Source organism: Methylobacterium brachiatum, assembly GCF_900113845.1.
GTDB lineage: Bacteria > Pseudomonadota > Alphaproteobacteria > Rhizobiales > Beijerinckiaceae > Methylobacterium > Methylobacterium brachiatum.
In genome coordinates this window covers 328,086-341,813 of sequence record NZ_FOQW01000006.1, presented here as the reverse complement: position 1 = coordinate 341,813, position 13,728 = coordinate 328,086, and the positions used below count along the sequence as shown (strand labels likewise).

The window sequence follows — 13,728 nt, the reverse complement described above, 5'->3', positions numbered from 1 at the left end:
GCGCGGCGGGCCGCGCGGCCACCTCCGGTAGCCCGATTCCGGCGCCGTTCCGATAGAGGATCCGGACTTGGGCACACGGCCCCGCGACCCGCCGCGGATCATACCCGCGGGACCCGAACCGAGCGGCCGTTCCCGTGGGACGCCGGCCCGGCTGATCGCCGCCCTGGGCACCATGATCCTGCCGGTCGCGCCCGCGCCGGCGCGGCAGGAGCCGGCCGCCTATCCCATGGCCTGCCACTATGTCCGCACCGAGCTCGACCGCCATGCGCATTGCGCCCGTCGCGCCGGCGCGATGATACGCCTGGCCCCGGTCCACGCCGCCCGCCTGCCGTTCCACCATGGCCTGGCCGAGGTCGCGGTCCCCGGGCTCGGCTGGCTGTGGGTCCGCCCCGACGGTCTGGGGCTGCCGGTCTTCACCCTCGACAACGGGCCCGACCCGTTCGCCCAGGGGCTCGTGCGCGGACGGTACGCCGGAAAGGTCGCCTTCTACGACCGGCGCCTGCGCCGCGTGCTCGCGACACCCTACGATTGGGCCTACCCGTTCAACGCTCGGGGCCAGGCCCTGGCCTGCACGGGCTGCCGCTCGGACGGCCGGGTGCCGGCCTCCATGGTGGGCGGCCTATGGAGCCTGATCGACCGACACGGCCGGGTCCTCGAGCCCCCCGCGGCGCGCGGCGGACGAGCCTTCACCCGATATTTCGGCCGCTGAGCATATGGTTGCGCCGCGCCGGGATGCGATCGAGGCCGGGCGGCATCACCGGCCGCCGCCCGCCGCGGCCGGACGCAGCCGATCGGAGGAGGGCGTTCTGGAGCGATCGCGGATGCCGGGCGCCTTCGGGTCGTCCGGATGGATTCTCCGCAAACCGGGCGGCACGGCTCCGATCGGAGGCGGATGGCTGTAAGCGTCCGTATGGCGGGCCCGATCGTCCCGGGGCTCAGGAGTGAGCGGGCGCCGTCACCGCCGCTTGTGCTTGGGCAGGACGCCGTAGGCCCGCTTGAACGCCACCGTGAAGTTCGAGGGATCCGCGTAGCCCGCCACGTAGGCCGCCTGGGCGATGGTGACGCCGTCCCGCTCCAGCGCCGCGCAGGCCTGAGCGAGCCGCTCGCTGCGGATGAATTCGAACACCGTCATCCGGAAGTGTTCCTTGAAGTGGCGCTGGACGGAGGACACGCTCGCCCCGATCTCCGCGGCAATCCTCTCGATGGTGAGATTCGCGCCGAGATTGGCCAGCACGTAGTCCCGGACCCGTTCGCTACGACGGCGGCTTGCGAGGTGCGGCTGCGAGCGCTCGCCCGTGTGCTCTCTCACGGCCGCACAGGCCTGGCACAGGATGTCGAGGGCCCGCGCCTTGCAATGAAGGGCGCGGATCGCGCCGCCCAGGGTCGGCGGTGGGTCGTAGATCTGATCCGCCAGATGGCGGATCTGCCGGCTCGCCGGGACGGTCAGCTGCGCGCGATGCGTGGACAGGAAATCCTGGAGGACCGGGTCGGTCTCGGTCGTCGCGCGCCTCAGCCCGTCCAGCCACGCATGGGGCGCCGCGATCGTCACGGACCGGACGGGCGCCGCCTCGCCGGGATCATGGTGCAGGCGCGACGCACGGGTGGTGTTGAGCAGGACCACCGTTCCGTCGCCCCCTTCGTCGCCTCCCTGCACATCCAACGCCTGACCGTCGATGAACAATCGATGCGCGCCCTCAGACAAGACCATCACGAGCAAACCTGGGCTGATTTCGCTGACGGCTGCGTCGCATACGCAGCCTGTCCGCCCGTCGATCACGCTGACGGACAGATGATCCATAGCATTCATACGCCAATCACTTTAGAAAAGATACAAATTAAAACGATATTGCCTACGCAAGGCGTGCCGTTCCTACAAAGAAATCCGCCGCTGTGGCAACGCTAACCTTCGTGGAGCTTCGGAATGCTTGGGCCTATACGGAGCGCTCAGCATCACGTGCTCTCGCGCGACGGATCATGCGCGGCGTGTTGCCAACGTCTCGTCCATGCGGTCGCACATCTGTTCCGGAACGTCCCTGCGTCTGGCCCTCTCGATCCTTCTCACCGGGGCGGCGAGCACGATCGCCCTCAGCGCCGCGCTGGCCCAAAGTGTCAGCGGATCGGCGCCCGTCGCTGCGGTCGCGCTCGACACCCTGTCGGTGGAAGGCCGCGGCGAGCGCGGTGACGGCCCGGTGCGTGGCTACGTGGCTCGGCAAACCTTCTCCGGCACCAAGACCAGCGCGAAGATCGCCGATACGCCGCAATCGATCACGGTGATCGGTCGGCAGCAGATGGACGATCAGCAGGTCCGCTCGGTCGCCGAGTCGCTCAGCTATACGCCCGGGGTGATCGCCGATTATCGCGGCGCCTCCAACGTGCGGGACGAGGTGTTCGTGCGCGGCTTCTCCTACGTGCCGCGCTACCTCGACGGCATGCTCTTTGGCGGCGACGTCGATTACTCCAAGGTCTACCCGTATCTGCTCGAACGGGTGGAGCTGCTCTCCGGCCCGGGCTCGGTGCTCTACGGCCAGGTCAATCCAGGCGGCCTCATCAACATGGTGAGCAAGAAGCCGCTGTTCTCGGGGCCGTTGCGCGAGATCTGGCTGACCGTCGGCAATAGGGCGTTCCTGCAAGGATCGTTCGACATCTCCGACCGGGTGTCGGGCACGGAGTCCCTCGCTTTCCGCCTCGTCGGCACCGGGCTGACCACGCACCTGCAGGAAGACTTCACCCGCCAACAGGGCATCGCGGTCGCCCCCTCGCTCAGCTGGGCTCCCAGCCCGGACACGACGCTGACCATCCTGTCCGGCTACCAGTGGGAACCGAATTTCGGCTTCCGCAACTTCCTCGATGCTGATGGGACGATCCGGCCGATCAAAGACTACGGCTACGTGCGGCGAGACTTCTTCGTCTCCGACCCCAACTTCGAGAAGGCGGAGCGCACACAGGCCTGGATCGGCTACGAGTTCGAGCACAGGATCGGCGACGCCCTCACGCTGCGTCAGAAGCTGCGCTACGCCTGGGTCGATTACGAGCAGCGGACGCTCACCTGGGGGCGCACCAGTCTCGATTCGGCAACCGGCGCGAAGACGCTCATTAGTCGTTCCGCATCGGGTGGCACAGACGCCTGGGGCACGCTGACCAAAGACAATCAGGTCGAGCTTAAGCTCGCCACCGGCCCAGTCGAACACACGATCCTGGCCGGCCTCGACTATCGCGACCGGACCCGCGACTATCACTGGGGCTTCGACCGGAAGAACGTCCCCAGCATCAGCCTAGCCCGTCCGATATACGGCTACGATTTTTCGCGCTTGGTCCTCGACCCGGACTCAAACCTGAACACGTCTGCCAGCCAGGTCGGTGTCTACCTGCAAGACCAAGTGACGATCGGTGATCTCCACCTCCTGGCCGGCCTCCGGGAGGATTGGGCGAAGACGTCGACCACCGATTCCGTGCCGCGGACCGCCATGCGCTACGACGACAGTGCCTTTACCTATCGCGTGGGTGCGCTCTACACCCTGCCGAACGGCATCGCACCCTATGTGAGCTACGCCACCTCGTTCGAGCCAGTCCTCGATCAGCCGCCCATGGGCAACACGCCGTTCAAACCGACTACGGCGGACCAGTTCGAGGGCGGCATCAAGTACACCCCGGAGGGAACGCACCTTCTGCTCACGGCCGCCTATTACGACATTGTGCAGAACAACAGGGTGGTCAGCGCCTACTCGGACACGTTCGGAAAGTTCATCTTCAAGCAGATCGGCGTCGTCCACAACCAGGGCGTCGATCTGTCCGCCCAGGGCGACATTACCGCCAATCTCTCCCTGATCGCCAGCTATTCCTACATCGACTCGATCATCGAGAGGACCGGCGATCCGACCGAGTTCCGCAAGACGCCGCCGCGCATCCCCGGTACCATGGCCTCGCTCTGGGCGGCCTATACCTTCGACACGGGACTGCTCAGGGGCCTCCAGCTCGGCGCCGGTATTCGCTACCTGGGCACGAGCTGGGGCAACAGTGCCAACACCGTGAAGGTGCCGTCCTACGCGTTGGTCGACGCCATGCTGAGCTACGATCTCGGCGTTCTGGACCGCCGCTTCGACGGCGCCGCCCTTCAGCTCAACGCCAAGAATATCGGCAATGTGACCTACGTGGCGTCGTGCCAGGGCGCCGGGGCCTGCTTCTACGGAGACGGGTTTACCGTCACCGGGGCGCTGAAATACCGGTGGTGAGGTCGCTCGCGGCCCTGGTCATGGCCGGCTTGGTCCTCGGGATGTCCGCGCCCCACTCCGAGGGCGCGCCGCCTCCGGGGACGCAGCCTGCAGAGACCGTTGCGAGCCACCGCCTGGCCGCCGGCCAGGTGCGATCCCTGGTGCTGGTCGCCCAGCCCGGCGATTATGTGCGGGGCACCCTCGCGGTCGGCGCCGGCCGCGTCCGGCTCGACCTCGTGGCGGACGACGGCCGACCGATCCGCCGACTGGCCGACGATGTCGAAGGCCGCACCGTGGTCCATTTCGTGGCGCCGGGCGGGCCCGCGCGCCTGGTTCTCAAGGCGCTTGAGGAGGGGACGGCGCGCCTGACCACGGAGGCGAGCGCCGCGCCGCTAGAGGCGGTGTCGCCGGCGCCGCACTTGATCAGTCCCGTCATGGCGGCCCTGGCGCACAGGGTTGAGGCGGGGGGCGGCACGGAGGCGTTCTGGGCCGATGTGGCGCGACGCGGGACGCCCCTGGTCGAGCCGGCGGGCGACGGCCAGGTCCTCCTCACCTTCCTGGCGCGGGGCAACCGGACGAACGTGCGGCTCGTCGGGGCGCCGTCGGGCGACCATGAATGGCTGAGCCGCCTCGCCGGCAGCGATGTCTGGTTCAAAAGCTTCACGGTCCCAGCCGATACGCGCCTGTCCTACCGGATCGCCCCCGACGTGCCGGCGCCCGCCGGCAGCGCCCGCGAGCGCCGCATCGCCCTGCTCGCCACTGCGGCCGCCGATCCCCTGAACCATCACCCCTGGCCGGCGGACGCGCCCGACGCGTTCAACCAGGATTCGACGCTGGAACTGCCCGCCGCGCCGGTCCAGCCGGGGCTCGAGAACCTCTCGGCCCCGCGGGGCACCTTCACCCGGTTCCGGCTGTCGAGCGCGGGCCTGGGCAACACCCGCAGCATCACGCTCTACACGCCGGCGGGCTTCGACCCGGCGGACCGGCGCAACCAGCTGCTGATCCTGTTCGACGCGAAGGCCTATCTCACTAAGGTGCCGACGCCCCGGATCCTCGACGCCCTCACGGCCGACGGGCGCCTGCCCCCGACGCTGGCGGTGTTCGTCTCGGAGATCGATGCCGAGACGCGCACGCGGGAACTCCCCGGCAACCCGGCCTTCGCGGATTTCCTGGCGCGGGACCTGCTGCCGGCCATCCAGGCGCGCAGCCGCGCGGCCATCCCGCCCGCCCGCACGATCCTGGCCGGATCGAGCTATGGCGGCTTGGCGGCCACCACCGTGGCGCTGACCCATCCCGAGCTGTTCGGCAACGTCATCGCGATGTCGGGCTCGTTCTGGTGGCATCCGGAGCGCTTGGCGGAGCTCGTCGCCCGCGCGACGCGCCGAGACCTGCGCTTCCACATGAGCGCCGGCCTGTTCGAGGGCGCCCATCAGGGCTCGGACGGCATCCTGGAGACGACCCGGCGCCTGCGCGAGCGCCTCAAGAGCCGGGGCTACCCCGTCACGGGCCGGGACTATGCCGGCGGGCACGATTATCTGGTCTGGCGCGGCGCGCTCGCAGACGGTCTTTTGGCCATCGCCGGCGCCCGCACGATCGATTGAGGTGCCTCGCGAATACCGGTTCATGGTGGTTTCACCGGCACACCTGTCTCGCCCACCAGACATCGGACCTTCCCGAGGTCGGGCGTTCAGCCGTGCTGGAGCGGTCAGGTTCTCGTTCATGGCATGCCCGGCCTCAGAAAGGACTGGGCCCGAATTCTGTCCGTGCCAGAGATCGTGAGGCGTTCGACGGCTGCGAAGCCGGCGCGACCGGTCAGCCTGCCTGATCGGGAGATGTCGCTCGCGGCTTCGTTCATGCGGGCGCGCGGCGACCTCCGGGCCATCATCAGCCCGTTGAGGCTCTGGTTGCCTCCGCAACCAAGGCGTCGAGCGCCTCTCAAGCGGGACAGTCCACCGTCAGCGGCAGAGCCATCCCCGCCTGAAGCACAAGCGTCACCCGAGCGGCATCCGCCGGGTCTCGACCGCGATCAGCAGCGTGAGCGCGGCGGCGAGCGCGAGCAGCGCCGCGAAGGCACCGAGCGCGAGGTTGAAGCCGCTCGCCAGCACCGGCGCCAGGACGGACGGTGCGAGCAGGCCCCCCAGGCGGGCCGCCGCGCCGGCGCTGCCCATGCCGGTGGCGCGGAGTTCCGTGGGATAGAGCTCGGGCGTGAAGGCGTAGAGCGCCCCCCATGTGCCGAGCAGCGCGAAGCTCATCAGAAGCGTCGCCGCCGCGAGGAAGCCGACCGACGATCCGATGCCGAACGCGAGACAGCCGAACGCGCTGAGGAGCAGGAAGGCGATGAGGGTCGGACGCCGCCCCCAGCGCTCCACCCCGTACGCGGCGAGCGCGTAGCCCGGCAGCTGCGCGAGCGCGACCAGGACGAGGAAGGCCTCGCCGCGCAGGAAGCCGAAGCCCTGGCCCGCCAGCCGCACCGGCAGCCAGACGAAGACGCCGTAATACGAGGCCGACACGAGCAGCCAGACGGCCAGGATCAGCGCCGAGCGCCGCCGGAGGTCCGGGCGGAAGATCGAGCCGGCGGATTTCGGTGTCCCGAGCGATCGGGCGGCCTGCGAGAGGTTCGGCGCGCTGGCGGGGCATCCGTTCGTGCGCGCGACCCGCGCGAGCACGGCCTCGGCCTGCGCGGTGCGGCCGCGCCGGAGGAGGAAGAGCGGCGATTCGGGGATCAGGATGCGCAGCCCGAGGCCGACCAGCGCGGGCGCGGCGGTGATCATGAACACGACCCGCCACGCCTCCTCCGGTCGCGTCCCGTGCGCGGCGAGCGAGGCCAGCGCGAGCACCACGGTGCCGACCGCCCAGAAACCTTCCAGCGCCACGAGCCACCGGCCCCGCCGATCGGCGGGCAGGAACTCGGCCATCATCGCGTAGTCCACCGGCAGCGTGCCGCCGACCCCGAGGCCGGTCAGGAACCGCAGGGCCAGGAGCCAGCCGAAGCTCGGGGCGAAGGCCGAGGCGAGGCCGAAGGCGGCGTCGATCAGCACGGTCGCGATCAGGACGGGCCGGCGCCCGAAACGGTCGGCGAGGCGGCCGAACAGGAAGGCGCCGACCAGCATGCCGAGAAAGAGGGCGGTTCCCGTCTGCAGCGCCTGCTGGACGGGGATGCCGAATCCGGCGGCGATCGAGGGGGCGGTGAAGCCGATGGCGAGCACCTGCATCGCGTCCGCCGCCCAGACGAGGCCGAACAGGGCGAACAACCGCTTCTGGAACGCGCCGACGCCGGTGGCGGCCAGCGCCGCATCGTAGGAGGCCGTGGTCATTCTCATACCCCGAGCGGCGGATGCCGATCGCCCGGCCGGCCGGACCGGCGTCTCCGTGCGATCGGGCCGCGGCGGCGACCGGGACCGTCTGATGCACAAAGACCCGGCAGCTGGCCACAGGGCCGCGCGTCTCGGACGCATCAAACGTCTGGATGGCGGTCGCTCGCGGCCGGATCCGCGTTGATCCGGATGACTCAGCCCTTGTCCCGGCGCGAGCGCGCACGCTCGCCTCCCGGTCGATGCCGGTCACAGGGCCCCGGACCCGATGATCTCGGCGGCCAACCGCGCTGCAGCTTCGACAGGCGGCTTGGCTCCGCGGCCCCCGTTCTTGCTGAGTTGCGCGCCACTTGGCACCGTTCTGAGGGCGCCCCAGGGATGACCGAGAGTGTGCGCCGCAGGCCCCAGGGCGGTATTCTCGCCTTTGGCCGGAAAGCCTCGTTCTGTGGTCGAGGATCCGTCCGTGAACGTGTCGCTCAGCGAGGTCCCGCCTCGGATCGGAGGCACAAAACGCATGCTACGCCAGAGGGTTCAGGCGACGCGAGCCCAAGCGCTTGGACCGGCGCCGCCCAATCGCCAGCCTCGGTATTGAGGTGGCTGCCAGTCCAAGGTCGGACGGAGGGGCTGCGCCCGCATCCGTCATACGCGATGCAGCAGTATCCCTGACGGGCGAGGACGGGCATTTGATCCTCGACGGTGTCGGCGCTGGGAGGCCAGCGGTAAGCGAGGGCGATCGGCCGCCCTTCGCCGCGATCCTTGAATGAGATCGTGGCGCCGTCCGCGACCTGGATCGTCCCCTGACGACGCCCCCTTGCTGCTCGCCTGTGCCTCAACGGCTGCCGATGCTGCGATCGAGGAAGTCCCCAATGATCGGCGCCATGACGTCGAGCTTGTCCTCGAGCGCGAAGTGCCCCGTGTCGAGCAAATGCAGCTCGGCATCGGGCAGGTCGCGCAGATACGGATGCGCGCCGTCGGGCGGGAAGATCGTATCATTCCGGCCCCAGACGATGAGCGTCGGTGGTTTGTGCTCCCGGAAGAAGGCCTGAAATTGTGGGTAGAGCGGTACGTTGGTGCCGTAGTCGCGAAAGAGGTCGAGCTGTATGTCCCTGTTGCCCGGCCTGTCGAGCAACACTTGGTCGTGCAGCCAGTTGTCCGGATCGATCCGGGAGACGTCGGCCACGCCGTCGACGTACTGAAACTTCGTGGTTTCCGGTGCGACGAGGAAAGCGAGAGCTTCGCGCCGCTGGGGCGTATCCTCGCGCCAGTAGGCCTTGATGGGATCCCAGAATGCCTTCAGCCCCTCTTCATAGGCGTTACCGTTCTGGACGACGAGAGCACTGACGCGTTCTGGATGCTTGAGCGCGAGCCGGTAACCGACCGGGGCGCCGTAATCCATCACGTACATCGTATAGCGGCCCGCTCCCAACTGGGTCAGCAGGCCGTCCACGATGTCGGCATAATGCGCGAACGTATACGCGAACTCCCGGTAATCGGGAGCATCGCTGCCGCCGAAACCTGGATAGTCGGGGGCGATGACGTGATAGCGGTCGGCCAAGAGAGGGATGAGGTTGCGGAACATGTGCGACGAGGTCGGGAAGCCGTGCAACAGCAACACGATCGGGGCATCCGCGGGGCCCGCCTCCCGGTAGAAGATGCGCACGCCCTCGACCTTGGCAGTCCGATAATGGATGATCGGGATGTTGGCGGGGTCGGTCACGTTCACCCTCCTGTTTTCCAAATCAGGTAAAGCAGGCTAGGCCGTTGTGCTCGGGAGCGGAACGCCTAACCTGCGCAATCCTTGATTTCGCACGGCGGAATAATGATCGATCGTCTCGAAGCGATGCGGGTGTTCGTCACCGCTCTGGACGAGGGCAGCCTCGCATGCGCTGGCCGGCGCCTCAGTCGCTCCCCAGCCGCGATGACGCGGGCCATCGCCGCTCTTGAGAGGCATGTCGGAGCTCGACTCCTGCACCGGACGACCCGAGGGCTGCAGCTGACCGAGGCCGGCGAGCAATACGCCGCCGTCTGCCGCCGGGTGCTGACGGACTTGGACGAAGCCGACCTCGCCCTGGCCGGGAACCGGGCTGCACCCCGGGGCGTCCTGACCGTCACCGCGCCCGTGATGTTCGGGACACGCGTTCTGCGCCCGGTCGTGGGTGAGTTCCTGAGGGCGTATCCCGCCATGCAGGTCCGCTACCTGCTGCTGAATCGGGTGACGAACCTCGTCGATGAGGGGATTGATGTTGCGCTCCGGATCGCTCCGCTGCAGGAATCCAGCCTGATCGCGGTTCGCATCGGCGAAGTGCGCCGCGTTCTTTGCGCGTCGCCGAGATACTTGGCTGATCGACCGCCGATCAATACGCTGGCCGATCTGGCGCGGCATGACTGCATCGGGATCGAACCCACAAGCCCGACCGACATCTGGAGCTTTCCGCCGGCGCGCGGCAGCAGGATCGCCCGCACGGTCCGCGTCAAGCCTCGGCTGATGGTCAACACCGACGACGCTGCTGTCGGAGCGGCAATCGACGGCGAGGGCATCGTTCGAATCTTCTCGTACAAGATCCAGGACGAAGTGCGTGACGGCCGTTTGGCTGTTCTTCTGCCCGCCGACGAGCCGCCCCCCGTCCCCATCCATTTGGTCGTGTCACCCGACCGGCTGGCGCTTGCCAAGGTTCGCGCCTTTATGGACTTTGCTGCCGGCCGACTCCGAACCCACCTCGATCGGATCGTACCGCAGGCTCAGACCTCCGATGCGGCCTGACCAAGCGCGGCCGGCTAATTTGGCCTGCCCCGGAAGAAGGGGCCTCCCAGAGATATGGCTTCGCGCCCCGTGGAGGGTGCTGTGATGCATCGGAAGAGGCATGCTGCGAAAGAAGTTGTCGCTCAGCCGCGCCAAGTCGATGTTGGGGGTCGCAAGGACGCAGGAATGTCTCAATATCTTAAGCTTCCCGAGACACCGATTCTTGGCAATCTGTTTGGGAGGTGGCCGAACATGCCATCCGGTTCGGCGATTCGACAGGACAGTCAAGCGGACTAAGTTTTTCCAAGCGGATTGAGACAGGGTTTGGGTAATTACCCACCCCGGTAATCGTGAGGTTCAGGCGCCGACGGTTTTGAGGATAGTGCCGAACTGGCTGGCACCAGTGAGGCGCGCGGTATCGACGACGGTGCGGATAGCGGCTTCGCCTTCGGCGGCCCACATCGCGCGGTAGCCGTTGGTGACCTTCCGCTGGATCACGGCCGGGCGCAGCAGCCGCTCGGAGCCGTTGTTGGTGGGCTCGACTGCGCCGGGATGATCGAAGAAGACGAGGAGCTGATGGCGAGCCCGACCGATCTTGGCCTGCAGGTCGCGGGTCAGGTCGCAGCCGCTCGGCGTGGCCAGGATGGCGCCGAGTTGGCGATCCAGGCTCCGGCGTTTGGCGGCCAGCGTCGAGGCGGCCAGATCGGTGGCGCGCTCGGCCAGAGTGAACACGGACTGGAGCCAGAGTTGCAGGTGCCAGGGGACAGGATCGTCGCTGGTGTCGACGGCGTAGGCGACATCACGGGCGAGATGGGCAAGGCAGGTCTGGTGCGCGGCGGCGTGGCCCTGCTGGGCGGTGTAGCGGTCCGAGATCCACACCGCGGGCCGATGCCCGTCCATCATCTCCCGCACCACGATCGCCCCCCGCGTTGGCGAGGCCGTGTGCACCACGGCTTTGGCCGAATGGAACACCCAGTGGTAGGCGTTGCTGCCCTCGATGCGCACGCCGGTCTCGTCCGAGGCGACCACCGTGGCACGGCGCAGGATCGAGACGGCCTCCTCGCGACCGGAGCGGAAGCGCCTCTGCGCGCGCTGGAGCAAGTTCATCAGCCCGCCCTGGCTGAGCGTCAGACCGAAGAGGTCGGAGAGCGCCGCCTGCAACCGCGCGTAGGACAGCGCCTGGAAGGTCTTGAGATACGTCGCCACCGCATGCAGCCGCGGGCCGAAGGGTGTTCCTCGCGCCGCTTCCGGCACGGCTTCGACCACCCGCGTCCCGCAGGCCGGGCAATGCACGGCCAGTCGCCGATGCTGCGTCACCACCGGCGCGACTTCCGGCAGCTCGATCCGTTCGGAAACGCCGACGACCTCTGTCGGAAGAGCGGTGTGCAGGTCGCCGCCGCAGCATGAGCACCGGTCGGGACGATGATCGACCACCGTATCGGGATCGTCGCTCATCACCCGGCTATGGCCTTCGTGACCATGCTTGGCGCCGCCAGGCTTGGATTGCTCCCGCCGCTCCTTGCGGTCCGTCGCGGGAGGCTTCGACGAGGTACGCCAGGTCTTTTCCGGACGCTGCAGCCGCAGCACCAGCTCGATCAGCTCCTCGCGGCTCAACCGCTCAAGATCGCTGCGACCCATCCCGGCAGGGAATCAGCGAAACCCAAACCGCGCAAGGGGGTGGGTAATTACGGGTTTGTCGCGACGGCACGGTCGGAGCCGTAAGCACGACACTGCGGATGTACGGCTCTAGCAGAAAGCCGCACATCCGTCGCGAGAAAGCCTATGGATTGTTCGGTGAGTTCTTGCCACCCCTCGCTTTTCCGAACCGAAAAGTGAGTGGTGGAGCTGAGGGGAATCGAACCCCTGACCTCCGCAGTGCGATTGCGGCGCTCTCCCATCTGAGCTACAGCCCCGTCGAGGCGCCGGCCTTGTAGGCGCGGGCGGCTCAGCCTGTCAATTCCTGTTTCACCGCCGCCTGCCGCACACCGCTCCCGGTGCTGCCGCGCGGGCGCCCCGAGGATAGTGCGCGGACCTGCATGAACGCCCTGATCTGGCTCTTCGACACGGTCGTCCAGCTTTTCATCTACGTCCTCATCGCCAGCGCGGTCCTGAGCTGGCTGGTGGCGTTCAACGTGGTGAATGTCCGCAACCCGATCGTCGCCCAGATCGGCGAGGTGCTCTACCGGATCACCGAGCCGGTGCTGCGGCCGATCCGCAACCTGCTGCCCAATCTCGGCGGCGTCGACATCTCGCCGATCATCCTGATCCTGCTGCTGCTGTTCATCAGCCGCCTTCTGCACGAATATGCCGTGCCCCAGGCGTATATCTACGCGCAGTAGGATCGAGTGACCGTGAAGACAAATCCAGGCCGGTTCTTCGAGGATTTCCGCCTCGGCGAGACCATCCGCCACGCCACCCCCCGCACCGTGACGGTGGGCGATGTGGCGCTCTACACCGGCCTCTACGGCCCGCGCTTCGCCGTGCAATCGTCGGACGCCTTCGCCCGGGCCCTCGGCTACCCGAAGAGCCCGCTCGACGACCTGCTGACCTTCCACATGGTGTTCGGCAAGACCGTGCCGGACGTCTCGCTGAACGCGCTGGCCAATCTCGGCTACGCGGAGGGCGGCTTCCGCCGGCCGGTCTATCCGGGCGAGACCCTGTCGACCGTCTCGGAGGTGATCGGCCTCAAGGAGAGCTCGAACCGCCAGACCGGCGTGGTCTATGTCCGCTCGGTGGGCTCGGACGAATCCGGCGAGACCGTGCTGAGCTATTGCCGCTGGGTGCTGGTGCGCAAGCGCGACCCCGAGGCGGCCATCGCCGAGGAGCACGTGCCGACGCTGGCCAAGGTGGTCGACCCGCAGGACCTCGCAGGCGCCCTGCCGAAGCTGTCCGCCGCGGCCTACGATTCGGAGCTCGCCGGCAGCCCGCACCGCTTCGCCGACTACGCGGTCGGCGAGAAGATCGACCATGTCGACGGCATGACCGTCGAGGAGGCCGAGCACCAGATCGCCACGCGCCTGTTCCAGAACACCGCCAAGGTTCATTTCGACGGGCTGGCCGCCAAGGACACCCGGTTCGGCCGGCGGCTGATCTATGGCGGGCACGTGATCTCGCTGGCCCGGGCGCTCAGCTTCAACGGCCTGGGCAACGCCTTCGCGCTGGCGGGCATCAATGCCGGCCGCCACGTGGCGCCGCTCTTTGCCGGCGACACGGTCTATGCCTGGAGCGAGGTCCTGGCCGCGGCCGATGTCGGCCGCGACGATGTCGGCCTCCTGCGCCTGCGCACGGTGGCCACCAAGAACCAGCCCTGCGGCGCCTTCCCGGACCGGGCGGGCGATGGCTACGACCCGGCCGTGATCCTCGACCTGGATTACTGGGCGTTCGTGCCGAAGTAGAGCTGGGCGCAATAGGCGAATCCGTCTGGATAGGCCCGGCTTTCCCTCCCCCGCAGAGGGGGAGGGGGCGCGCA

The 13,728-nt window shown here is 68.1% G+C and carries 10 protein-coding genes and 1 tRNA gene; 6 read left to right on the top strand and 5 right to left on the bottom strand.

Features of this window, described 5'->3' with window-relative positions; genetic code table 11:
* The first annotated feature begins 67 nt into the window (after nucleotides 1-67).
* On the top strand, nucleotides 68-709 hold the full coding sequence (locus BMZ47_RS09790; protein WP_208601027.1) for a hypothetical protein: 642 nt from the start codon (nucleotides 68-70) through the stop codon (nucleotides 707-709).
* 246 nt (nucleotides 710-955) lie between these two features.
* On the opposite strand, the gene BMZ47_RS09780 is transcribed toward BMZ47_RS09790, so the two are convergent.
* Nucleotides 956-1,708 carry a helix-turn-helix transcriptional regulator gene (locus BMZ47_RS09780; protein WP_167369022.1) on the bottom strand — a complete coding sequence of 251 codons (753 nt, stop codon included), beginning with the start codon at nucleotides 1,706-1,708 and terminating at the stop codon, nucleotides 956-958.
* Between the two features lie 295 nt (nucleotides 1,709-2,003).
* Between BMZ47_RS09780 and BMZ47_RS09775 the strand changes: the two genes are divergently transcribed.
* Together BMZ47_RS09775 and fes are read left to right on the top strand one after the other, a co-directional pair.
* Nucleotides 2,004-4,229: a TonB-dependent siderophore receptor gene (locus BMZ47_RS09775; RefSeq protein ID WP_091861257.1), complete on the top strand. Its 2,226-nt coding sequence runs from the start codon at nucleotides 2,004-2,006 to the stop codon at nucleotides 4,227-4,229.
* Nucleotides 4,226-5,809, top strand: coding sequence for an enterochelin esterase (gene fes, locus BMZ47_RS09770; RefSeq protein WP_208601026.1), 1,584 nt, complete (start codon nucleotides 4,226-4,228; stop codon nucleotides 5,807-5,809). Before BMZ47_RS09775 ends, fes begins: the two co-directional genes overlap by 4 nt.
* A gap of 390 nt (nucleotides 5,810-6,199) precedes the next feature.
* Here the strand turns inward: fes and BMZ47_RS09765 are convergent, their stop codons facing one another.
* On the bottom strand, nucleotides 6,200-7,522 hold the full coding sequence (locus tag BMZ47_RS09765) for an MFS transporter (RefSeq protein ID WP_091861254.1): 1,323 nt from the start codon (nucleotides 7,520-7,522) through the stop codon (nucleotides 6,200-6,202).
* An 826-nt stretch (nucleotides 7,523-8,348) separates the two neighbouring features.
* Nucleotides 8,349-9,236 (bottom strand): alpha/beta fold hydrolase, encoded by an 888-nt coding sequence (locus BMZ47_RS09760; RefSeq protein ID WP_091861377.1) that lies wholly within the window; start codon nucleotides 9,234-9,236, stop codon nucleotides 8,349-8,351.
* A gap of 105 nt (nucleotides 9,237-9,341) precedes the next feature.
* Here BMZ47_RS09760 and BMZ47_RS09755 point away from each other — a divergent pair, with 105 nt between their 5' ends.
* The gene (locus tag BMZ47_RS09755; protein ID WP_091861374.1) at nucleotides 9,342-10,280 is read left to right on the top strand and encodes a LysR family transcriptional regulator; all 939 of its coding nucleotides are present in this window, start codon (nucleotides 9,342-9,344) and stop codon (nucleotides 10,278-10,280) included.
* A gap of 336 nt (nucleotides 10,281-10,616) precedes the next feature.
* Here the strand turns inward: BMZ47_RS09755 and tnpC are convergent, their stop codons facing one another.
* Nucleotides 10,617-11,897: an IS66 family transposase gene (tnpC, locus tag BMZ47_RS09750; protein WP_091861251.1), complete on the bottom strand. Its 1,281-nt coding sequence runs from the start codon at nucleotides 11,895-11,897 to the stop codon at nucleotides 10,617-10,619.
* A gap of 199 nt (nucleotides 11,898-12,096) precedes the next feature.
* Nucleotides 12,097-12,172 (bottom strand) — tRNA-Ala (locus BMZ47_RS09745).
* Nucleotides 12,173-12,295: 123 nt separating this feature from the next.
* Between BMZ47_RS09745 and BMZ47_RS09740 the strand changes: the two genes are divergently transcribed.
* Both BMZ47_RS09740 and BMZ47_RS09735 read left to right on the top strand, forming a co-directional pair.
* A complete protein-coding gene (locus BMZ47_RS09740; protein ID WP_007567711.1) occupies nucleotides 12,296-12,598 on the top strand; it encodes a YggT family protein in 303 nt (100 codons plus the stop codon).
* A 12-nt stretch (nucleotides 12,599-12,610) separates the two neighbouring features.
* A complete protein-coding gene (locus BMZ47_RS09735) occupies nucleotides 12,611-13,654 on the top strand; it encodes a MaoC family dehydratase (protein WP_091861371.1) in 1,044 nt (347 codons plus the stop codon).
* The last annotated feature ends 74 nt before the right edge of the window (nucleotides 13,655-13,728 follow it).